Source organism: Pseudomonas sp. WS 5410 (assembly GCF_012985645.1).
Classification (GTDB): Bacteria; Pseudomonadota; Gammaproteobacteria; order Pseudomonadales; family Pseudomonadaceae; genus Aquipseudomonas; species Aquipseudomonas shahriarae.
Map to the genome: position 1 here is coordinate 105,776 of NZ_JAAQWS010000017.1, position 22,726 is coordinate 128,501.

The following is a 22,726-nucleotide window of genomic DNA, read 5'->3' on the forward strand; positions in this document are numbered from 1 at the left end:
ATGAACGCGACGCCAGCTGTTGCTGATGATTTGATCGTTATCGGCAAGATTTACTCTGTTCATGGCGTTCGCGGCGAAGTGAAGGTGTATTCCTTTACTGATCCGACTGAAAACCTGTTGCAGTACAAGACCTGGACGCTCAAGCGCGAAGGTAGTGTGAAACAGGTCGAGTTGGTCAGTGGACGTGGGAACGATAAGTTCCTGGTCGCAAAGCTCAAGGGTCTCGATGATCGTGAAGAAGCGCGTCTTCTGGCCGGTTATGAGATCTGCGTGCCGCGCAACCTGTTCCCTGAATTGACCGACGGCGAGTACTACTGGTACCAGCTGGAAGGTCTGAAGGTTATTGATCAACTCGGGCAATTGCTCGGGAAAATCGACCATCTTCTGGAAACCGGCGCCAATGATGTAATGGTGGTCAAGCCTTGCGCTGGCAGCCTGGATGATCGCGAACGCCTGTTGCCCTATACCGAGCAATGCGTGTTGGCCGTCGACCTGGCAGCGGGCGAGATGAAGGTGGAATGGGACGCGGACTTCTAAGCGTGGCTAATTTGCGCATTGAAGTGATCAGTTTGTTTCCCGAGATGTTTTCTGCCATCAGCGAGTACGGCATCACCAGTCGGGCGGTGAAACAAGGGCTCTTGCAGCTCACTTGTTGGAACCCGCGAGACTACACGACGGATCGACATCACACTGTGGACGATCGCCCATTTGGCGGTGGCCCGGGCATGGTGATGAAGATCAAGCCCCTGGAAGACGCCCTGGTTCAGGCCAAGGCAGCAGCAGGGGAGAAGGTGAAGGTAATTTACCTGTCCCCTCAAGGCCGTCAGCTGAAACAGGCGGCGGTACGCGAACTGGCGAATGAGGAAGCACTGATCCTGATTGCCGGTCGCTATGAAGGCATTGACGAGCGTTTTATTGAAGCTCATGTCGATGAAGAGTGGTCGATTGGGGACTATGTCCTGTCTGGCGGTGAGCTGCCGGCGATGGTCCTGATAGATGCGGTTACACGACTGCTGCCTGGAGCTTTAGGGCATGCGGACTCCGCGGAGGAAGATTCCTTCACGGATGGTTTGCTGGATTGCCCGCACTACACCCGACCGGAGGTGTATGCGGATCAGCGTGTTCCCGACGTGTTGCTAAGTGGCAATCACGCACACATCCGGCGTTGGCGTTTACAGCAGTCCCTTGGTCGGACCTATGAACGACGCGCCGATCTTCTGGAAAGCCGCTCGCTTTCTGGAGAAGAGAAGAAGCTGCTCGAGGAATACATCCTCGCGCGGGACGATAGTTAACAACGTATCGATGGTAGATCCGACGATCTACCTTAGGAGCACAGCATGACTAACAAAATCATCCTTGCACTCGAAGCAGAGCAGATGACCAAAGAGATCCCTACCTTTGCCCCGGGCGACACTATTGTCGTTCAGGTGAAAGTGAAGGAAGGCGACCGTTCGCGTCTGCAAGCGTTCGAAGGCGTCGTAATCGCCAAGCGTAACCGTGGTGTGAACAGTGCTTTCACTGTTCGTAAAATCTCCAACGGTGTTGGCGTAGAGCGTACTTTCCAGACCTACAGCCCGCAAATCGACAGCATGGCCGTTAAGCGTCGCGGTGACGTACGTAAAGCCAAGCTGTACTACCTGCGTGACCTGTCCGGTAAAGCAGCTCGCATCAAGGAAAAACTGGCTTAAGTCCAGCTTCCCGATGCAGAAAAAAGCAGCCTACGGGCTGCTTTTTTGTGCCTGAAATTTGCCCCTTGCCCGGAACCCGTTCATGACCACCCGCCTCGAAGAAATCCAGCGCCGCACCGACCTGTCCGTGACCCATGTAACCAAAGCCGTATTTCCGCCGACCACCAACCACCACAACACGCTGTTTGGCGGTACTGCATTGGCCTGGATGGATGAAGTGTCGTTCATCACCGCCACACGGTTTTGCCGTTTGCCGCTGGTGACGGTGTCTACCGACCGTATCGACTTCAATCACGCGATCCCGGCCGGTTCCATCGTCGAGCTGATTGGCCGCGTGATCAAAGTCGGTAACACCAGCCTCAAGGTGGAAGTGGAGGTGTTTGTCGAAAGCATGAGTGCCGATGGCCGCGAGAAGGCGATCCAGGGTGTGTTCAGCTTTGTCGCAATTGATGATGATAAGCGCCCGGTGCCAGTGCTGCCTGGGTTTGTAGACTGATCCGAGACCGCGTCGCCGCTATCGCAGGCCAGCCATCTCCCACATTAGCCATGCATTTCCCTGGGGGCGCGGGCTTGCCTGCGATAGGATCTACCAGACACTAAAGTACTCAGCCTGAGCCCCCATGCCCGCCATTGACCATCCCCTGATCGACCGCTTCCTCGACGCCCTCTGGCTGGAAAAAGGCCTGTCGGACAACACGCGCCAGTCCTACCGCAGCGACCTGGCCCTGTTCAATGGCTGGTTGCTGGAGAGAAACCTTGAGCTGAGCCACGCCGGGCGTGAGTTGATCCTCGATCACCTGGCCTGGCGCCTTGAGCAGAACTACAAGCCGCGCTCCACTGCGCGATTCCTCTCGGGAGTGCGTGGGTTTTATCGCTATTTGCTGCGGGAAAAGCTGATTGCTGTTGACCCGACCCTGCAAGTCGATATGCCGCAACTCGGCAGGCCCTTGCCCAAGTCCCTGTCAGAAGCCGACGTCGAAGCCCTGCTGGCTGCGCCCAACCTGAGCGAAGCCATCGGTCAGCGCGACCGCGCGATGCTGGAAGTCTTGTATGCCTGCGGCCTGCGCGTCACCGAGCTGATCAGCCTGACCCTGGAGCAGGTCAATCTGCGCCAGGGTGTGTTGCGGGTGATGGGCAAGGGCAGCAAGGAGCGCCTGGTGCCCATGGGCGAAGAGGCAATCGTGTGGGTCGAGCGCTATATGCGCGATGCCCGCAGCGAGCTGCTCGGCGGGCGCCCCAGTGACGTGCTGTTCCCCAGCCTGCGCGGCGAGCAGATGACCCGCCAGACCTTCTGGCATCGCATCAAGCACCAGGCCAAGGTCGCCGGGATCGGTAAGTCGCTGTCCCCCCACACCCTGCGCCATGCATTTGCCACCCATCTGCTCAACCATGGCGCGGATTTGCGCGTGGTGCAGATGCTGCTGGGCCATAGCGACCTGTCCACCACGCAGATTTATACCCATGTGGCGCGGGCAAGGTTGCAGGACCTGCATGCCAAACATCACCCAAGGGGCTGACAGGCCCCAATTTGGCCGCCAGCGTCTGCCCTGGCGCCCAATTGTGGTAGGCTTTGCCGGTTTGCAAAGGGGACGGTCCCGAGCCGTGTTTCCAGATCGGCGTCCTGGCCTTCGTCCCTGCATCTGCCTTCAGGAGTTCCCATGCGCTTGACCCAGATTTTTGCCGCCGCAGCCATTGCGTTGGTTTCAACCTTTGCCGTCGCCGATGACGCCGCCGAGAAGACAATCCGTAAGAGTCTGGAAAGCCTCCAGCTCGAAACTCCGGTCGAAAGCATCAGCGCCAGCCCGATGGCCGGCCTGTATGAAGTCAAGCTCAAGGGCAGCCGCGTGCTGTATGCCAGCGCCGACGGTCAGTACATCGTTCAGGGCTACCTGTTCCAGTTGAAAGACGGCAAGCCGGTCAACCTCACCGAGAAGGCCGAGCGCGTTGGGATCTCCAAGCTGATCAACGGTATCCCGGTGGCCGAGACCGTGGTCTACCCCGCGATTGGCGAAACCAAGACCCACATCACTGTGTTCACCGACACCACTTGCCCGTACTGCCACAAGCTGCACGCCGAGATACCTGCGCTGAACAAGATGGGTGTCGAAGTGCGTTACGTAGCGTTCCCGCGCCAGGGCCTCGGTTCGCCGGGCGACGAGCAACTGCAAGCGGTATGGTGCGCAACCGACAAGAAAGCAGCCATGGACAAGATGGTCGATGGCAAAGAAATCAAGTCCGCCAAGTGTGCCAATCCGGTTTCCAAGCAGTACGCTCTGGGTCAGTCCATCGGGGTGAACGGTACGCCGGCCATCGTCTTGGCCGACGGCCAGGTGATTCCGGGCTACCAGCCTGCGCCACAAGTCGCCAAACTGGCACTGGGTGCCAAATAAACAGTATTGTCGAGCCTTTGACGATCGGGCCCGCCGACACGTCGACGGGTCATTAACAGAGAGCCGCAGTTGTGCGGCTGTTTTTCACGGCCGACCTTGAGTCGGCCGTTTCATGGGGAGTTCTTCAGTGAAACCGGTCAAAGTAGGCATCTGTGGGTTAGGGACCGTCGGTGGCGGCACCTTGAACGTACTTCAGCGTAACGCTGAGGAGATTTCCCGCCGTGCAGGGCGCGGGATTGAAGTGGCACAAATTGCCATGCGTACGCCAAAGCCTCAGTACCAAACGACCGGTATTGCGATTACCAACGATGTCTTCGATGTGGCCACGAACCCTGAAATCGACATCGTCATCGAGTTGGTCGGCGGCTACACCGTCGCCCGTGAGTTGGTGCTCAAGGCCATCGAAAACGGCAAGCACGTGGTTACCGCCAACAAGGCGCTGATTGCCGTGCACGGCAACGAAATCTTCGCCAAGGCCCGCGAGAAGGGCGTGATCGTGGCGTTCGAAGCCGCAGTCGCTGGCGGTATCCCGGTGATCAAGGCGATCCGCGAAGGCCTGTCGGCCAACCGTATCAACTGGGTTGCGGGCATCATCAACGGCACCGGTAACTTCATCCTTACCGAAATGCGCGAGAAGGGCCGTACCTTCGAAGACGTGCTGGCCGAAGCCCAGGCCCTGGGTTACGCCGAAGCCGACCCGACGTTTGACGTAGAAGGTATCGACGCTGCGCACAAGCTGACCATCCTGGCGTCCATCGCCTTTGGTATCCCGCTGCAGTTCGACAAGGCCTACACCGAAGGCATCACCAAGCTGACCACCGCCGACGTGAACTACGCCGAAGCCCTGGGCTACCGCATCAAGCACCTGGGCGTGGCGCGCAGCACCGCTGCCGGTATCGAATTGCGCGTGCACCCAACCCTGATTCCGGCCGACCGCCTGATCGCCAACGTCAATGGCGTGATGAACGCGGTGATGGTCAATGGTGATGCGGCCGGTTCGACTCTGTTCTACGGCGCCGGTGCCGGCATGGAACCGACCGCTTCGTCGGTGATCGCCGACCTGGTGGACGTGGTCCGTGCCATGACCAGCGACCCGGAAAACCGCGTGCCGCACCTGGCCTTCCAGCCGGACTCGCTGTCGGCCCACCCGATCCTGCCGATCGAAGCCTGCGAAAGCTCCTACTACCTGCGGATCCAGGCCAAGGATCACCCGGGCGTGTTGGCCCAGGTGGCCAGCATCCTCTCGGAGCGCGGCATCAACATTGAGTCGATCATGCAGAAGGAAGTCGAAGAACACGACGGCCTGGTGCCCATGATCCTGCTGACCCACCGTGTGCTGGAACAGCATATGAACGATGCCATTGCCGCGCTGGAAGCCCTGCAGGGCGTGGTCGGGCCGGTGGTGCGGATCCGCGTCGAACACCTGAACTAACGATAGGTTGCAGAGGCCCCGCAGGTTCGGCGGCCTCTGTTCAAGAATGTTGTAGAGGAGCCAGTCATGCGTTACATCAGCACCCGCGGCCAGGCACCGGCCCTGAATTTCGAAGACGTCCTGCTCGCAGGCCTCGCCACTGACGGCGGCCTGTACGTGCCGGAAAACCTGCCACGCTTCACCCAGGAAGAAATCGCCTCCTGGGCTGGCCTGCCGTACCACGAGCTGGCGTTCCGGGTCATGCGCCCGTTCGTTACCGGCAGCATCCCCGATGCCGATTTCAAGAAGATCCTCGAAGAAACCTACGGCGTGTTCTCGCACAACGCCATCGCCCCGCTGCGTCAGTTGAACGGCAACGAATGGGTGCTGGAGCTGTTCCACGGCCCGACCCTGGCGTTCAAGGATTTCGCCCTGCAACTGCTCGGTCGCCTGCTGGATTACGTGCTGGAGAAACGCGGCGAGCGCGTGGTGATCATCGGTGCCACCTCCGGTGACACCGGCTCGGCGGCCATCGAAGGCTGCAAGCACTGCGAAAACGTCGACATCTTCATCCTGCACCCGCACAACCGCGTATCGGATGTGCAGCGCCGGCAGATGACCACCATCTTCGGCGAGAACATCCACAATATCGCGGTCGAAGGCAACTTCGACGACTGCCAGGAAATGGTCAAGGCCAGCTTTGCTGACCAGAGCTTCCTCAAAGGCACGCGTCTGGTTGCGGTGAACTCGATCAACTGGGCGCGGATCATGGCCCAGATCGTCTACTACTTCCACGCCTCGCTGCAGCTGGGCGGGCCGGCACGTTCGGTGTCGTTCTCGGTGCCGACCGGCAACTTTGGCGATATCTTCGCCGGTTACCTGGCACGCAACATGGGCCTGCCGATCAACCAGTTGATCGTCGCCACCAACCGCAACGACATCCTGCACCGCTTCATGAGCGGCAACCAGTACGTCAAGGAAACCCTGCACGCGACCCTGTCGCCGTCGATGGACATCATGGTCTCGTCGAACTTCGAACGCCTGCTGTTCGACATGCACGGTCGTAACGGCGCGGCCCTGGCCGGCCTGATGGACAGCTTCAAGCAGGGTGGTGGTTTCAGCGTCGATCAGGAGCGCTGGACCGAGACCCGCAAGCTGTTCGACTCCCTGGCCGTGGACGATGCCCAGACCTGCGAGACCATCGCTGAAGTCTATGCCCAGACCGGCGAGCTGCTGGACCCGCACACCGCCATTGGCGTCAAGGCCGCGCGCGAATGCCGGCGCAGCCTGGACATCCCGATGGTGATCCTCGGCACGGCCCACCCGGTGAAATTCCCTGAGGCGGTGCAGAAGGCCGGTGTCGGCAAGGCTCTGGAACTGCCGCCGCACCTGGCTGACCTGTTTGAGCGGGAAGAGCGTTGCACGGTATTGCCTAATGACCTGAAGGCTATTCAGGCGTTCGTCAGCCAGCATGGCAATCGTGGTAAGCCGCTCTGAGTTCTGAAAGGCTGCACGAATAAGGCAAACGGCGCTTGTCCAGAGATGGGGAAGCGCCGTTTTTCTTGGCGGGTATCGCGCCCTGTTTTTGATCCAGGGCGCCCCGTTACCCCTGCAACGGATATGTCCACCGAACAAAAAATAACCAAAAAGGAAACCCCCACGGTGCGGTTCACGACCCGATGGCACCTGTGCCTACTGAGCGCGCTGCTGCTCGGCCACCTGCCTGCAAGCCTGGCCGCCGTCAGCCTGCCGTTCAATCTGGTGCCGGCGTTTATCACCCTGGCGCCCATCCCCCTGGCACCCGCCGAGCGCCAGTGGCTGGCGCAACACCGAACCCTGAGGGTGGGGATTTCCATTGATGACTACCAACCCATCGATATCACCCGCGATCGCAATCGCTACCAGGGCATCAGTGCCGACTACTTGAGCCTGGTGGGGGCGCGACTCGGCGTGTCGATGCAGGTGATGGGCTTCGCCGAGCGGGCCCAGGCCGTGGAGGCCCTGCGCGCCGGGACGATTGATATCCTCACCAGCGCCAACGGCTATGAACGTGACGTGCCCGGCCTGGCCTTTACGGCGGACTATATGCCCGACCGTTCGGTGGTGGTGACCCGCGGTGCCGATGCCACGCCAAACGACGCACTCCAGGACAAGAAGGTGGTGTTGCTCGATGGCTACGCCAACGTCAAGAACGTGCATGCCGCCTACCCGCAAAGCCACATCATGCTGGCGCCCAATCTCTATAGCGGCCTCGAAGCCCTGGAGCAGGGTGATGTGGATGCGTTTATCGGCAATGAAGTGATCGTGCGCGCCTACAAGTCCCTGCGTCCTTACCTGAGCATGCAGATCAAGGAGCAAAGCCGCCTGGCGCCGATTGGTTTTGCCTTCGCCACGCGCCAGGCCGATCCCTTGCTGGGCAAGATGATGGACCGGGCGTTGCAGAGCATTGATGACTCGGTGCGCCGTGAGATCCTGGCCCGTTGGACCACCGGGCTGGGGGTGGACGTCGTCGGTGAGCGTATTCCCCTGTCGGCCGCCGAGCAGGCCTGGGTGCTGCAGCATCCCCATGTGGTGGTGGCGTCCCAGCAATACTCGCCCTATGTGTTCAAAGACAAGGACGGGCGCTGGGTCGGGCTGAATGTCGACCTGCTCAATCGCCTGTCGCGCATGACCGGTTTGCAGTTCGTCATGGAGGAAGTGTTTTCCACCGCGCAGACCCTGGCAATCCTGGAAAACGGCAGTGCGGATATGAGCACTACCCTGGTGGAAAACACCGAACGCCGAAGGTTTCTGGATTTCAGCCACGGGTTTGGCGGTGCCGGCTGGGTGTTTGTCGAGCGTCTTGATACGCCACCGCTGAACAGCCTCAGCCAGCTTTCGGGCGAGGTGTTGGCGCTGCCGGCGCGGCATGTGCTCGAAGGCTACATCCGGCGTGAATACCCGCAGATCCGCCTGCGCTCGGTGGCCAACTACACCGAGGCTCGCGCCCTGGTAGCCCGGGGAGACGCGGCAGCGACCATCCAGAGTGAAGTCGAGGTGCAGAGTTATCCGACCGATGAGTTGCGGGTCGGTCGCAGTGTCGATGGCAAGTGGTCCAGTGACAACCTGTCAGTGCGCAAGGACCATCCCGAGCTGCTGAGTATTTTGAACAAGGCCCTGGAAGCTTTGCCGGTAGCCGAACTGAGCGCTTTGCGCCTGCGCTGGATGGGCGCGGTGGCGGTCCCGGTGCCCGCCTGGCAGCGTGTGCCGCCATGGGCCTATTGGACGGTCGCCACGGCGCTGCTGTTTGTGCTGGTATCCCTGGTCTGGAACAGTCGGCTCAAGCGTCAGATCCGCCAGCGTGTGGAGGCCGAGCGACGGCTCAATGACCAACTGGCGTTCAAGCGCGCCCTGCTCGATGGCATGCCCAACCCGGTGTTTGTGCGTGACCTCGCTGGCCGTTTGGTCACCTGCAACAAAAGCTATGAACAGCAGTTGGCCACCCGGCTTGAACTGATCCAGGGCCTGACCCTGCCGGAGAGTGGAATTTTGCCGGCCGCCACCGCCTTGCGCCTGCATGTGGGGCACATGGAGCAACTGGAGACGCAGCAGTCGTTGTTTATCGACCGCCAACTGGAGTTCAACGGCGGTATCGCCCATGTCTATCAATGGACCGTGCCGTTTTACGATGCCCAGGGCCAGTTGCGGGGTTTGCTCGGGGGCTGGGTCGATATCAACGAGCGCAAGGTCCTGGAAACCCAACTGATGGACGCGCGTCGCGCTGCCGATGAAGCGAACTACGCCAAGAGTGCCTTTGTGTCGAACCTCAGTCATGAGATTCGTACACCGATGACGGCGATTATCGGCCTGCTGGAGCTGGAGCAGGAGCGCGCCCTGGCCTCGGGCGCCCCTGTTTCCGAGGCGTTGCAGGTGGCCCATCGCTCGGCACGGGAGTTGATTGCCCTGATGGGCGATAGCCTTGATCTGGCGAAGATCGAAGCCGGCCATCTGCAATTGGCGCCACAGACCACTGACCTGAAAGGTTTCTTCGAAGGTATCCAGCGCCTGTTTGAAGCCACTGCGCAGAAAAAGGGCCTGCACCTGACCCTGGCGTTCGATCCCCAGGCCCAAGGCTTTTACTGGTTCGACCCGCTACGGCTGCGCCAGGTCATGCATAACCTTTTGGGCAATGCGCTGAAGTTCACGCAACGCGGAGATGTGTGTATGCGTGTCGCCTGCCAGGTGGATGGTGAGGGGCATGAATACTTGCACCTGTGCGTCGAAGATACTGGCCCCGGCATCAGCGTCGAACAGCAGGCACGAGTGTTCCGGCCGTTTATCCAGGGCAGCCCGCTGACGGCCGCCGAACATGGCGGCACCGGCTTGGGCTTGAGTATCTGCCAGCAACTGGTGGACCTGATGGGCGGGCAAATCACCCTGCACAGCGCCCTGGGCGAAGGCACCACCGTGTGTATCGACCTGCGCCTGGACCGGGTCGGCAGTGACGACCTGCCGGCGCCGGTGGCCGCCGCGCCGGTGCTGGCTGCGAGCCGGGTGCTGTCGGTGCTGATTGTCGACGACCTGCCGGCCAACCGCTTGGTGCTGGTCCAGCAGTTGCAATTCCTCGGGCACCAGGTGGTGGCCCTCAATAGTGCCGAGGCCGCATTGCAGCGTTGGCGCAGCGAGGCGTTCGACGTGCTGGTGACTGATTGTCATATGCCGGGCATGTCCGGTTATGCCCTGGCCGAGGCCATTCGCCAGATCGAAACCCAGGAGCAGCGCCCGCGCTGCGCGTTGATTGGCTGCACCGCTGCGGCCCAGGAGGACGAGAGCCAGCGCGGCCAGCAGGCGGGTATGGATGTGCTGCTGGTCAAGCCGGTGACCCTGGAGCAGTGGGCCCAGGTGCTGGCCCGGGTCACGGCGGTACCGGCCTTCGACCTGCAGGCCCTGCGCAAGATGACCCAGGCCGACGGGCCGATTCTGCAAAGCATGTTGCAGGAGTTGGCGAACAATTTGGAGCACGAGCACCACCTGTTGGGCAACGCCATGGCCGAGCACGACCTGGTGCAGGTGCGGGCCAGCCTGCATCGCCTCAAGGGCATTTGTTGCCTGGTGGATGCGCTGCCGTTGGCCAAGGCCTGCATCGCCCTTGAAAGCAGTGCGCGGGAACACCGCGACGCTGAGCTGCCGGTGCGCTGGCAAGCCTTGTCGCAGGCATTGTTGGCACTGCGAGAGGAGATTCAGCCTTATCTGGAGCAAGAATAGGACGCGTCCTATGTGGTCGCGTCCGGGTTTTGGCTAATGTGGGCCATCCTGCACGCAGCCCCAGAGTTTTCCATGCGCTCACTCAAAGTCCTGATTCTCGAAGATCACCCGTTCCAGCTGATGGCCCTGCACCAGATGCTCAACGCCAACGGCGTGTTCAACGTGCTTACGGCCGACAGCGTCGAGGTCGCCCGCCAGTCGCTGGCGAGCAAGGGGCCGGTGGATATCGCCATCTGCGATCTGTACCTGGAGCATGGCGACTCACTGGGGCTGATCCGCGAAATGGCTGAGCACAGCCAGGCCCAGGTCCTGGTCCTGTTGAGCGACGCCGAACCGGATGTACTGGAAGGCGTGGCGAGCATGGCGCGTCAGGCGGGGTTGAACGTATTGGGGTGCATGCCCAAGCCGGCTTCCGCCACTTCCATCGGGCAGATGCTCGATGCCTGCCGGCAGCGCTTGCGGCCGAGCCCGCAAGTGCTGTCCTGGGACCGTGTGCACCAGATGCTGGGAGTGAGTGAATTCGCTACCGAGAAACTTTGCGCTGAGGTCGGCGAGGCCGCCATTGAGCGTTACGCCCGTGTCTGCTACCAGCCCATCGTCAGCCAGGCCGGTGATCTGCAAGGCGTGGAGGCGTTGGCGCGCTGGCAAGACCCGGAGCATGGCCAGTTGATGCCCAGCGAGTTTCTGCCGCTGCTGGAGTTGGCGGGCCTGGAGCAGGCCTTTACCTGGTACGTGCTGGACCAGGTGTTGCGCCTATGCGCCCAGGTGACCCGGGACACGGGCCTGGAACTGCCGGTGTCAGTCAACATTCCCGGGCGGTTGCTGGATCAGGAACACTTCGCGCTCACGCTGCAAGGCCTGCTGCAGCGCTTTGCCGTCCCGGCGCGCAACCTCACCCTGGAACTGGTGGAAACCTCGCGCCTGAAGACCGACAGCGCCCATGTCACCGGTTTGCTGCGCTTGCGGATGATCGGTTGCAAGCTGTCCATTGGCGATTTCGGCATCGGCGGTACCAGCCTGCAACGGTTGCTGGAGCTGCCGTTCACCGAGCTGAAGATTCCCCCGGCGTTTGCCAGCGGGATGGCGGGTGACGAACGCAAGTGTGCGGTGGTCGCCGGGGCCATGAGCATGGCCCAGCACCTGGGGGTTGGCGTGGTCGTGACCGGAATTGAAACCCCCGCCGACCGTGACGCGGTGCGCGCGCTGGGGCCGGCCTGGCTGCAGGGTTGCCTGATCGCTCATCCGATGAGTGCCCAGGCGCTGCAACACTGGCTGGCGAAATCTACGGCGATTGCCTTGTAGGAGCCGGCAAGCCGGGCGCTGCACAAACCTAGGCCAACCCGTGTTCCTGCACATAGATGAACAACGCGGCATCGCTGATCAGCCCCAGCTTGCGCATGGCACTGACTTTCTGTGCGCTGACGGTCTGCTTGCTGCGATTGAGGTGCGCGGCAATCTCGCCCACCGTCTTGCCACCTGCCAGCAGGCGGATCACCTCCAGTTCCCGGGGTGACAACTGGTGCTGTGAGTGCAGGCGATCAGCCCCCACTGCACCGGCCAGGGCGAGCGCCTGTTCAATGGTGCGGGCCACATAGGGCCGCTGCTGGCGCACCTTGTCGATGGCTTCGGGCAACTCGTCGGCCAGGCTGGCCTTGCTCAACAGACCCATGACCCCCAGTTCCAGGATCGAGTGGAACAGGCCGGCGTTGTTGAGCATGGTCACCACCACAATCGGCAGGTCCGGGTAATGCCGGCGCAGGTGTTCGATCAGGCGCAGGCCGTCGGCCTGGGGCTCGGCGGGCATCATGAAATCGGTGACCAGTACATCGCAGGGGCAGCGTTGCAGCAGGGCGGCCAGGTCCTGGGGCGAGGTGGCCTCACCGACGATGCGCACCTGCTCGTCGCGCTCCAGCACTGCCCGCAAACCGATCAGGAAAATCGGATGATCGTCGGCGATGACAATACGCAAGGGCTGTTCAGACGCGTCTCTCACGGTGGACTCCGGCAATAATCAGGAGATTCTAGCCTGTCGGCGGTTGTTTTCTCTCTGTCATATTTGCCATGCATGCTCGATAAGCTCAGCTCAAAGGCGAACTTTGTGCTTTTGGCGTAGGTCACTTATCTGTAGGCGCGAGCTTGCTCGCGAAAAACGTCAACGATAATGTAGGGCATCCTGAACGAACGTGGCGCTCTCAGGTTTTTCGCAAGCAAGCTCGCGCCTACACTGGTTATTTATTTTTCTCATGATTGAGTGGTGATCGAGATGGAAAGTATCAGCCTATTGCTCGGTGAAGCGCTGAGCCCTTATCAGGTCACGCTGACTACCTCGGGTGTACACGGCGAGAGCCTGGTGACAGTGAAGAGCCCCACGGGCGCAATCGTGGTCGAACGCGAAGTGGATCGTGCGCAATTGACCGACAAGCGCGCCTTGGTGGACGTGGTGGACTGCCTGCTCCGCGACCTGAAAATCGCCGAAGGGCGCCTGGAACCTTCGGTAATCGCGGCCTTGCGCAACGCAGCCCAGACGCGCATCAGCGTCCAGGCGTGAAGAAATTTTTATCTTCGGAACCTTCCTACAGGAAGGCCAGTCAGACCATGTAACAGCAGGATCAAGCATTGTGCTCCGGTGCTTGTAGCTTGTTGTACTGGTCTTTGTAGGCCACGTTTAACCCCGAGTTGTCTCCCCACTGCTCGGGGTTTCTTTTTGCCCTGGATTTATCAGGGCAGCGGCGTTTCGCTGAAAAACCTCGGGTTGTCCTTGAGGTATTGCTCGCGCATCAGCGGGTCCAGCCCGTTGGCGTAGGACTGGCGCAATGTCTCCTGGGGAATATTCTGCGACTCGCGATTGATATGGGTAATGGCCTCGCGCCCCATCGGGGTGTCCGAGCAACCGATATGAATCCGCTGATAGCGCGCCGTGCCCTTGATCGGATAGAACACCAGGTCTTGCGGATCAATACCCTGTTGCGCTGCCTGGTATCGGATTTCCGTCCAGTAGCCCAACACGGCTTCCAGCCGCCCCAGGCGCTGCATCTGCAGCAAACTGCCCAGTGCGTCGTTACCGTAATGTGGGGCCAGCTTGAGTGGATCGGCGTGATTCAACTGTTCGTCCACCCCAGGTCCGTAGCTACGCTCGGCGACGATCCCAAGACGCATCTGCTGCAGGTCGAGAAACCTCGCCAGATCGAACTGGCCATCCACCACATAGCTTGCCAGGGCGCCCTGCTGGTTGCGGCGAATCGCGATGCCATTGCTCAGCACGGCGAACGCCGGCGCGGAAAACACAATGTTCCTGGCCCTCACGGGGGTCCATACCAACGATGGGTCGCAGGTGAAGGAGGGCGTGTTGAGCATTTGCAGGCCTCGGGCGCGATTGACGTGCAGGATCTGGTGACGATACTGCGGCAGGCGCTCGATCAACAGCGGCAGCAGTTTATCGACGCTGCCCTGGCCCTTTTGCGGGCCCTCGAAAATGGTCATCGGCGGCAGGTCACGCACCAGCCAGGTCAGGGTGTCCTGTGCCTGGCTCGAGAGCGGCAGCATCCCCAGCAGCGGGGCGATGAGCCATAGGCGCCGCAACGCCCTGATAAAACGGCCGGCCATTATCTTGAGAGTGCTCCACGGGGCATCAGATCGCGCCATCCTTACGCAAACGGGCCACGGCGTCGCTGTCGTAGCCCAGGGATTGCAGAACCACGGCATTGTGTTCGCCCAGCTCTGGCCCGACCCACTCGCAACTGCCTGGGGTGTCCGAGAGCTTGGGCACGATGCCGGGCATCTTGAAATCCTTGCCGTCGGGCAACTGGGCCTTGAGGAACATTTCCCGGGCGAGGTATTGCGGGTCGCCCAGCATATCTTCGGCGCTGTAGATCCGGCTGGCAGGCACTTCGGCCTGGTTCAGCTGCTCCACCACCTGGGCCAGTGGCAAGCTGTTGACCCAGCGGTCGATTACGCCGTACAGCTCGTCGCGCCGGCTATCGCGGCCATCATTGCTGGCCAGTTGTGGGTCATTGGCCAGGTCTTCACGGCCAATGGTCAGCATGAAGCGCTTGAAGATTGCATCGCCATTGGCGCCAATCTGCACATGCTTGCCATCGGCGGTGGTATGGATTGATGACGGGGTAATGCCCGGCATGATGTTGCCGGTGCGCTCGCGGATAAACCCGAACACATCGAACTCGGGGATCATGCTTTCCATCATCGCGAAGATCGCTTCATACAGCGCCACATCCACCACTTGACCGAGGCCGCCGTTGACCTCGCGATGGCGCAGGGCCATGAGCGCGCCAATCACCGCCCACAGCGCGGCGATGGAGTCGCCGATGGAAATCCCGGTGCGCACCGGCGGGCGGTCTTCGAAGCCGGTGATGTAGCGCAGGCCACCCATGGATTCACCGACCGCGCCGAAGCCCGGTTGATCCTTCATCGGCCCGGTCTGGCCAAAGCCCGAGAGCCGTACCATTACCAGCTTGGGGTTGAGGGCATGCAGGGTGTCCCAGCTCAGGCCGAGTTTTTCCAGGACGCCGGGGCGGAAATTCTCGATCAGGATGTCGGCGTCTGCCAGCAACTGCTTGAGGATCGCCAGCCCCTCGGGATGCTTGAGGTTGAGGGTCAGGGACTGTTTATTGCGTGCCTGGACAAACCACCACAGCGACGTGCCTTCATACAGCTTGCGCCATTTGCGCAGCGGGTCGCCGCCGTCGGGGGATTCGACCTTGATCACTTGGGCACCGAACTCGGCGCAGATGCGCGAGGCGAACGGGCCGGCGATCAGGGTGCCCAGTTCGATGACTTTCAGGCCGGCGAGCGGTTTGGCGGTAAACGACATGAGGATCCTTACTAACGCAGGAAGGTATGTATTGCCTTTTAACATAGGCGAGTGCTGCAGGGATAAGGATGATGCAGCGCAGGATTCGTTGAATGACCCCGCCATCGGTTAGACTGGCCGCCTTTCCCTGTCTCTAGAAGTCCGTTCATGGCCCAGCCGTCCACGACCTACAAGTTTGAACTCAACCTGACCGACCTCGATCGTTCGGTGTACGAGAGCGTCAAGCAAACCATCGCCCGTCACCCCTCGGAAACCGAAGAACGCATGACCGTGCGTTTGCTGGCCTACGCCCTTTGGTACAACGAGCAGTTGTCGTTTGGTCGCGGACTGTCAGATGTAGACGAACCAGCCCTGTGGGAAAAAAGCCTGGATGATCGGGTTTTGCACTGGATCGAAGTCGGCCAGCCCGATGCCGACCGCCTGACCTGGTGTTCACGCCGTACCGAACGTACCAGCCTGCTGGCCTACGGCAGCCTGCGGGTGTGGGAAGGCAAGGTGGTGCCGGTGGCCAATAACCTGAAAAACGTGCATATCGCCGCCGTGCCCCAGGAAATCCTGGAAACCCTGGCCAAGGACATGCCCCGGGTGATCAAGTGGGATGTGATGATCAGCGAAGGCACGATTTTCGTCACCGATGACCGCGGCCAGCACGAAGTGCAACTGCAGTGGCTGGTCGGCGAACGCGGCTGATCCTGTCAGGACGGGTTTGTGTAGGAGCTGGCCTGGCCAGTTAAGCGAAGGCAATCTTCAAAGCAGCGAAGATCACATGTGGGAGCGGGCTTGCTCGCGAATACGTCGGCCCAGCAAACATTGATGTTGACTGACCCACTGCTTTCGCGAGCAAGCCCGCTCCCACACAAGCCCGCTCCCACATTTGATGTTTGTCGTTACTCATAGTGTTTTTTAACCGTTGTATTGCACAGAAGCCCCCATCACCCCATGCGCATCGATCCCCGCCCATTGCCCGCTGTCCTGCCGTTCCTCGGTGAATTGCCACCGTTGCTGACCCGTCTCTACGCCGCCCGTGGCGTGACCTCGCAGGATGAGCTGGATAAAAGCCTGGCGCGGCTGATTCCCTATCAGCAGCTCAAAGGGATTGAGGCTGCCGTGGATTTGCTGGTGACGGCCCTGGAGCAGCGCCAGCGCATCCTGATCGTTGGCGACTTCGACGCCGATGGCGCCACCGCCAGCACCGTGGGCACCCTCGGCCTGCGCCTGCTCGGGGCGGCCCATGTGGATTACCTGGTGCCCAACCGCTTCGAATACGGCTACGGCCTGACCCCGGAAATCGTCGCCGTGGCCTTGCAGCGCGAGCCGCACTTGCTGATTACCGTGGACAACGGCATCTCCAGTGTCGAGGGTGTGGCGGCGGCGAAGGCGGCGGGCCTCAAGGTGCTGGTCACCGACCACCACTTGCCCGGCGATGAACTGCCGGCAGCCGATGCCATCGTCAACCCGAACCAGCCCGGTTGCGGGTTCCCCAGCAAGGCCCTGGCGGGCGTCGGGGTGATTTTCTACGTGCTGATGGCCCTGCGCGCGCGCCTGCGCAGCCTGGGCTGGTACGACAAGCAGCCGCAGCCCAATATCGGCGAGTTGCTCGACCTGGTGGCCCTGGGCAGCGTGGCCGACGTGGTGCCGCTGGATGCCAACAACCGCATCCTGGTCCATCAAGGCCTGGAGCGGATCCGCGCCGGACGTGCGCGGCCGGGGATCAAGGCGATCCTGGAGGTGGCCAAGCGCGACCACGCACGCATCACCTCTACCGACCTGGGTTTTATCCTCGGCCCACGGCTGAATGCGGCCGGGCGCCTGGATGACATGAGCCTGGGCATCGAATGCCTGCTCACCAGCGACTTCGCCCAGGCCCGGGAAATGGCCGCGCAGTTGGACGGCATGAACCAGGACCGCAAAGCCATCGAGCAGGGCATGCAGCGCGAGGCCCTGGCCCAGCTCAAGGACTTGCCGGTGGAGTCGATGCCATTTGGTCTGTGCCTGTTCGACCCGGAATGGCACCAGGGTGTGATCGGGATTCTCGCCTCGCGTATGAAAGAGCGCTATTTCCGCCCGACCATTGCCTTTGCTGATGCCGGTGATGGCCTGCTCAAGGGCTCCGGGCGTTCGGTGCCGGGCTTTCATATCCGTGATGCCCTGGCAGTGGTGGCCAGCCAGCACCCGAACCTGATCGCCAAGTACGGCGGCCACGCCATGGCGGCGGGCCTGACCTTGCCTGAAGCCAACTTCCCGTTGTTCGCCGAAGCCTTCGACGCCGAAGTGCGCCGGCAACTGCGTGAAGAAGACCTGACGGGGCGCCTGTTGTCCGATGGCACCCTGGCGGTGGAAGAGTTCCACCTGGAACTGGCCCGTGCCCTGCGCAACGCCGGGCCCTGGGGCCAGCACTTTCCCGAGCCTTTGTTTCATGGGGTGTTTCAACTGGTGGAGCAGCGGGTGGTGGGCGAGCGGCACCTCAAGGTAGTGCTCAAGAGTGAGTGCGGCGCGGTGAAGCTCGATGGCATTGCCTTTGGCATCGACCGCGAAGTGTGGCCGAACCCGACCATTCGCTGGGTGGAGTTGGCCTACAAGCTCGACGTCAATGAGTTCCGCGGCCAGGAAACCGTGCAATTGATGATTGCCCACATCGAACCGCGCTGAACCCTGTGCAATCCCCGGTTGTCGACTAGTCTCTAAGCACTGTGTGATTGGTCTTGTGACCTTGTCTGTTTTTTAGCCCGAAGGGGACGGGCCTTTCATCTTCTCGTCACGCGTACCGGTCAGACAGAACCCTGGAGCCAATGCCCACCGGATACGAGAAGAGGTGCCCCATGAGTCTGTTGCTTGAACCCTACACCCTGCGCCAATTGACCCTGCTCAACCGCATTGCCGTATCGCCGATGTGCCAGTACTCCGCCGTCGATGGCCTGGCCAACGACTGGCACCTGGTGCACCTGGGCAGCCGCGCCGTTGGCGGCGCCGGGCTGATTTTCAGCGAAGCCACCGCCGTTACTGCCGATGGCCGCATCACCGCCCAGGACCTGGGCCTGTGGAACGATGCCCAGATTGAGCCGCTGCAGCGCATCACACGCTTTATCAGCGCCCAGGGCGCGGTGGCGGGTATTCAACTGGCCCACGCCGGGCGCAAGGCCAGCACCCATCGGCCGTGGATCGGCAAGCATGGCAGCGTCAAGCCCGCAGACGGTGGCTGGGTGCCGGTAGGTCCGTCTCCCATCGCCTTCGACCCGCAGCACACCGCGCCCCGGCAGTTGGACGAAGGGCAAATCCAGCAAGTGATCGCCGACTTCGTGGCCGCCGCCAAGCGTGCCCTGGCCGCCGGCTTCCAAGTGGTGGAAATCCATGCCGCCCATGGTTATCTGCTGCATCAGTTTCTCTCGCCCTTGAGCAATCAGCGTCAGGATCAATACGGTGGATCCTTTGAAAACCGCATCCGCCTGGTGTTGCAAGTCACCCAGGCGGTGCGCGATGTGTGGCCGCAAGAGCTGCCGCTGTTTGTACGCGTCTCGGCCACCGACTGGGTGGAAGACGGCTGGAACCCCGACGAAACCGTGGAACTGGCACGCCGCCTGAAAGACCTGGGTGTGGACCTGATCGACGTGTCCTCCGGTGGCACCGCCGCCAATGCCGAAATCCCTATCGGCCCCGGTTATCAAACGCGCTTTGCCGAGCGCGTGCGCAAGGAATCCGGCATGGCCACCGGCACGGTCGGGATGATTACCGAACCGGCCCAGGCCGAGCATATTCTGCGCACCTGCCAGGCCGATATCATCTTCCTGGCCCGGGAACTGCTGCGTGATCCGTACTGGCCGCTGCACGCCGATGACGACCTGGGCGGCCGCAAGGCGACCTGGCCGGCGCAGTACCAGCGGGCTACCCACCGCGACCAGCCGATCCATGAGTCTGACTTGCGCGACTGATTTTTTACATTCGTCACCCAGACCCACCGCTGATCACGGTGGGTTTTTTCTTGCCTGTCGCCGGGGGAGTAGCGATCCTGAGCGTCCTGGACACTGGAGGCCAAGATGCTGGTGGAACGTGATTTGAATGAAAGCGACATTCCCCTGCTGGCGTTGATTGACCGCACTGAGCAGATTGATGAGTGCTATCGCCTAGAACACGGCGAGTTGGTGCTCTACGCCGCTCACCACGACATGCGCGGTTGGCCCGAAGGCGAAGCCGAGCAGGATGCCCTGGAGTTGCATGCCTGCTGGCTGCGCGGCGGGTGGTTGCATGGAGTGTTTGCTGGTCCGACGCTGCTGGCGGCAGCGGTGGTGGATAACCGGGTGATCCATAACCAGGGCCTGCGTATGCATCAGCTCAAGTTCCTGCATGTCAGCCACAGTGGCCGAGGGCATGGGCTGGGTGGGCGCTTGCTGACGCTGGCCTGCGCGCACGGGGTAACGCTGGGTGCGCAGGCGCTGTATATCTCGGCCACCGAGTCGCGCAACACCGTGGATTTTTATCTGCATCACGGCTGTCGTTTGCTCAAGCAGCCCGACAGCGAGCTGTACCACCGGGAACCCAATGACATCCACTTGTATCGCCCGCTGCCCTGATCTGTCCGGCATCAGGCGCGTACACGGCGGTCAGTACGTGAGGATTTTCTGAAGGCCTTTTGCCTTAAGGCAATTATTTAAGTGAATGCTCTAAAAAAATCTCACAAGCGCCAGGATAGTTTCTACGCTTGAAGTAAGACGGCTTCTGGCCCAGGAAGTCAGTCTGTTTACGCGCTGAGGCATTGCACTTCGCGGACAGGGTTATGGGCATCGGGAGTTGTTGTTTATCACACGGAGAAACAGTCCATGGCCAAGTCCATTGGTGTCGCAGGGGTTCTGGTGCTTTTTTTCAGCCGCAAGCTGTCGTTGCATGGCCGCCGGTTGAGCTCGGACGAGGCGCAGTTGCTTGAGCAGTACCGTGCCCTGACCGAAAACGATCAAATTGCCATGCGTTATTTGATTGGTGCGATGAGGAGTATTTCGCGTTTTTGAACCGGGTGGGGGCGTTCCCACGCCGCAATGAGCGTGGGAACGTTGGGCATCAGCTGTACTTGCGCTTGTCCGGTGCGGGCGGGAAGTACTGGTACAACCAGGTTTCACTCAAGGTCCGGTCATTGGTGCGGATGAACAGGCGCATCTCCACCGGCGCGACGCTGTCGCTGGTCGGGTACCAGTCGAAGAGAATTCGGTAGCCCTTGATGTCGTCGAGCACCAGCACGCTGAAGTCTTTCACTTCGCCATGGGAGCAGGTGACCACAGGCTCGATCCCGGTACCTGCGGGCAGGCGGTCGAGGCCACCGCCTTTGAAGTCCACGGCAAAACGGCGGGCCCAGACCGGCGGGTAATGCTCACCCGGCGCCCAGCCTTCGGTGAAGCCGCCCATGCCGGAGCGGGTGGCGTTGACTTGTGCCAACGGTGTGCTGACCGGGGGCAGGGCGCTCCAGTAGAGCTTGTAGCCAAAGGTCAGGGAGTCGCCGGCGGCCACCGGTTTTTTCGGGGTCCAGAAGGCGACGATGTTGTCCATGGTCTCGCCGGTCGTAGGAATTTCCAGCAGATCGACAGAGCCTTCACCCCACGCGGTGGTCGGCTCCACCCACAGACTTGGGCGCTTGCTGTACCAGTCGACGGTGTCCTGGTAACTGGCGAACTCATGGTCGGTCTGCACCAGGCCGAAACCTTTCGGGTCTTTATCGGCGAAGGCATTGAACTGCAGAGTGGCCGGGTTGTTCAGCGGGCGGCAGATCCACTCGCCGTTGCCGCGCCACATCGCCAGGCGATCGGAGTCGTGGATCTGCGGGTGGATGGTGTCGCACATGCGCCGCTCATGGGTGCCGCAACTGAACATGCTGGTCATCGGCGCGATGCCCATCTGCTGGATTGCCGTGCGCGCATTGATATGGGCGTCGATGGCCATCACCACCTGGGTGGCCTGGCAGTCGATATCAAAACGATAGGCACCGGTGGCGCTCGGCGAGTCGAGCAGGGCGTAGACCACGAAACGGGTGCTGTCCTTGTCCGGCGTCTCGAACCAGAACTGGGTGAAATCGGGGAACTCTTCGCGTTTATTGGCGTAGGTGTCGATGGCCAGGCCGCGTGCCGAAAGACCGTACTGGCCGGTGTTATCCACCGCACGGAAATAGCTGGCGCCAAGGAAAGACACCACGTCGTGGCGGTCCAGTTCCGGGGCCTTGAACAGCTTGAAGCCGGAAAAACCCAAGTCGCCCTTGAGCTGCTTGGTATCGACCGTGGTTTTTTCATAATTGAACAGCGACGGACGGAAATGCACCTCTCGCGCCTGGCGGGTCTTGGGGTCGACACTGTGCATGCGCACCGGGGTCTTGAAACCCATGCCGACGTGGAAAAACTGCACATCCAGCTGGCCTTTGAGGTCTTTCCACAGCGAATGATTACCGTCGTAGCCGATGGCATTGAAATTCTGCGGGGTCATGGTCGCCAGGGTCGGCGGCAGCACCTGGCGGGTGTCCTGATACTGCTTACCGGCCAGTTGCTTGGCCTGCAGCTTGAGCCAGTCGAAGTCGAACGCCTTGGCGTCGCCATCGGCTGCACGATTCCCGGCCCAGGCCTGGGCGGCCAGCAGGCCACTGGCTGACAGCCCGGTGTAGGCCGCGATGGCCATGGACGCTTTGAGCAAATTCCTGCGGTGCATAAATACAACCTGTGCTGAGCAATCCCGTGCCGTTCCTGGCGCGTGCTGGATCAGAAATTACGGTTCGGACATGCCTTCGGCCAAACGCAACGGACATTAAACAGATGCTGAATAGCTTAAGGGGTTCGGTGGGGAAGGAAAATTGATTGATAGCGGGATGATGGCGTTGCATATGAAACAAGACGTGTCAGCAGGGGGATTTGCTGGGGATGGCTTTGGGGCGGTGTGTATATCCATTGCTGCGGTCACGGCGGCTATTGGTTCCGCTCTTACAGCGGGTCACTTTTGGAAAAGAGCCCCAAAAGTAACCAAAAAGGCTCTTGCCCCACCACTCGGCACCTCGCCTAGGCTCGGTGTGCCCGCAGTCAGGCATTGCTCCGTGGGCCCGCCGCGATCGGCCATCCATGGCCGTGTCGCGGCTACCCCGGCATCCATGCCGGGGTGCCCACTGCGCAATACCTGCCTGCGGCCAGCGTGGTTTAACGGGGCGCCT

Annotated in this window: 20 protein-coding genes; 16 read left to right on the forward strand and 4 right to left on the reverse strand. The window is 61.2% G+C overall.

Annotation, left to right across the window (positions count from 1 at the left end; genetic code table 11):
* The 10 genes from rimM (at position 1) to HBO24_RS22675 (ending at position 12,035) form a co-directional block, all read left to right on the forward strand.
* Positions 1-537 (forward strand): ribosome maturation factor RimM, encoded by a 537-nt coding sequence (gene rimM / locus HBO24_RS22630; protein ID WP_010565276.1) that lies wholly within the window; start codon positions 1-3, stop codon positions 535-537.
* Entirely contained in the window at positions 519-1,292 is a 774-nt protein-coding gene (gene trmD / locus HBO24_RS22635; RefSeq protein WP_170060348.1) for a tRNA (guanosine(37)-N1)-methyltransferase TrmD, read from the forward strand. Before rimM ends, trmD begins: the two co-directional genes overlap by 19 nt.
* A gap of 45 nt (positions 1,293-1,337) precedes the next feature.
* Positions 1,338-1,688, forward strand: coding sequence for a 50S ribosomal protein L19 (gene rplS, locus HBO24_RS22640; RefSeq protein WP_003175895.1), 351 nt, complete (start codon positions 1,338-1,340; stop codon positions 1,686-1,688).
* Positions 1,689-1,770: 82 nt separating this feature from the next.
* Positions 1,771-2,184, forward strand: a complete 414-nt coding sequence (locus HBO24_RS22645) for an acyl-CoA thioesterase (RefSeq protein ID WP_057437995.1) — start codon at positions 1,771-1,773, stop codon at positions 2,182-2,184.
* A 124-nt stretch (positions 2,185-2,308) separates the two neighbouring features.
* On the forward strand, positions 2,309-3,205 hold the full coding sequence (xerD, locus tag HBO24_RS22650) for a site-specific tyrosine recombinase XerD (protein ID WP_170045485.1): 897 nt from the start codon (positions 2,309-2,311) through the stop codon (positions 3,203-3,205).
* Between the two features lie 141 nt (positions 3,206-3,346).
* Complete coding sequence (locus tag HBO24_RS22655; protein WP_057437999.1) at positions 3,347-4,078, forward strand: thioredoxin fold domain-containing protein; 732 nt, start codon at positions 3,347-3,349, stop codon at positions 4,076-4,078.
* A gap of 127 nt (positions 4,079-4,205) precedes the next feature.
* Positions 4,206-5,510: a homoserine dehydrogenase gene (locus tag HBO24_RS22660; RefSeq protein ID WP_029296281.1), complete on the forward strand. Its 1,305-nt coding sequence runs from the start codon at positions 4,206-4,208 to the stop codon at positions 5,508-5,510.
* A gap of 66 nt (positions 5,511-5,576) precedes the next feature.
* Positions 5,577-6,986 carry a threonine synthase gene (gene thrC, locus HBO24_RS22665; protein ID WP_029296283.1) on the forward strand — a complete coding sequence of 470 codons (1,410 nt, stop codon included), beginning with the start codon at positions 5,577-5,579 and terminating at the stop codon, positions 6,984-6,986.
* Positions 6,987-7,151: 165 nt separating this feature from the next.
* The gene (locus HBO24_RS22670) at positions 7,152-10,733 is read left to right on the forward strand and encodes a transporter substrate-binding domain-containing protein (protein WP_262153278.1); all 3,582 of its coding nucleotides are present in this window, start codon (positions 7,152-7,154) and stop codon (positions 10,731-10,733) included.
* Positions 10,734-10,805: 72 nt separating this feature from the next.
* The gene (locus HBO24_RS22675; protein ID WP_057438039.1) at positions 10,806-12,035 is read left to right on the forward strand and encodes an EAL domain-containing response regulator; all 1,230 of its coding nucleotides are present in this window, start codon (positions 10,806-10,808) and stop codon (positions 12,033-12,035) included.
* 28 nt (positions 12,036-12,063) lie between these two features.
* Here HBO24_RS22675 and HBO24_RS22680 read toward each other — a convergent pair whose 3' ends face one another.
* Positions 12,064-12,726, reverse strand: coding sequence for a response regulator transcription factor (locus tag HBO24_RS22680; RefSeq protein ID WP_057438001.1), 663 nt, complete (start codon positions 12,724-12,726; stop codon positions 12,064-12,066).
* A 270-nt stretch (positions 12,727-12,996) separates the two neighbouring features.
* Between HBO24_RS22680 and HBO24_RS22685 the strand changes: the two genes are divergently transcribed.
* Positions 12,997-13,281: a DUF3509 domain-containing protein gene (locus tag HBO24_RS22685; protein ID WP_057438042.1), complete on the forward strand. Its 285-nt coding sequence runs from the start codon at positions 12,997-12,999 to the stop codon at positions 13,279-13,281.
* 170 nt (positions 13,282-13,451) lie between these two features.
* On the opposite strand, the gene HBO24_RS22690 is transcribed toward HBO24_RS22685, so the two are convergent.
* Both HBO24_RS22690 and HBO24_RS22695 read right to left on the reverse strand, forming a co-directional pair.
* Positions 13,452-14,336 carry a TIGR02285 family protein gene (locus tag HBO24_RS22690; RefSeq protein WP_170060350.1) on the reverse strand — a complete coding sequence of 295 codons (885 nt, stop codon included), beginning with the start codon at positions 14,334-14,336 and terminating at the stop codon, positions 13,452-13,454.
* A 25-nt stretch (positions 14,337-14,361) separates the two neighbouring features.
* Positions 14,362-15,561, reverse strand: a complete 1,200-nt coding sequence (locus HBO24_RS22695; RefSeq protein WP_057444507.1) for a CaiB/BaiF CoA-transferase family protein — start codon at positions 15,559-15,561, stop codon at positions 14,362-14,364.
* 147 nt (positions 15,562-15,708) lie between these two features.
* On the opposite strand from HBO24_RS22695, the gene HBO24_RS22700 reads away from it, so the two are divergent.
* The 5 genes from HBO24_RS22700 to HBO24_RS22720 all read left to right on the forward strand — a co-directional run bounded on the left by HBO24_RS22700 (position 15,709) and on the right by HBO24_RS22720 (position 20,558).
* Positions 15,709-16,251 carry a YaeQ family protein gene (locus HBO24_RS22700; RefSeq protein WP_057438005.1) on the forward strand — a complete coding sequence of 181 codons (543 nt, stop codon included), beginning with the start codon at positions 15,709-15,711 and terminating at the stop codon, positions 16,249-16,251.
* A 249-nt stretch (positions 16,252-16,500) separates the two neighbouring features.
* Complete coding sequence (gene recJ, locus HBO24_RS22705; protein WP_115127502.1) at positions 16,501-18,210, forward strand: single-stranded-DNA-specific exonuclease RecJ; 1,710 nt, start codon at positions 16,501-16,503, stop codon at positions 18,208-18,210.
* 170 nt (positions 18,211-18,380) lie between these two features.
* Entirely contained in the window at positions 18,381-19,487 is a 1,107-nt protein-coding gene (locus HBO24_RS22710) for an NADH:flavin oxidoreductase/NADH oxidase (protein ID WP_170060351.1), read from the forward strand.
* Between the two features lie 105 nt (positions 19,488-19,592).
* Complete coding sequence (locus HBO24_RS22715; protein ID WP_057438019.1) at positions 19,593-20,126, forward strand: GNAT family acetyltransferase; 534 nt, start codon at positions 19,593-19,595, stop codon at positions 20,124-20,126.
* Between the two features lie 246 nt (positions 20,127-20,372).
* Positions 20,373-20,558, forward strand: coding sequence for a hypothetical protein (locus HBO24_RS22720; RefSeq protein ID WP_057438021.1), 186 nt, complete (start codon positions 20,373-20,375; stop codon positions 20,556-20,558).
* Positions 20,559-20,607: 49 nt separating this feature from the next.
* Here the strand turns inward: HBO24_RS22720 and HBO24_RS22725 are convergent, their stop codons facing one another.
* A complete protein-coding gene (locus HBO24_RS22725; protein WP_057438023.1) occupies positions 20,608-22,233 on the reverse strand; it encodes a glucan biosynthesis protein D in 1,626 nt (541 codons plus the stop codon).
* Between the last annotated feature and the right edge of the window lie 493 nt (positions 22,234-22,726).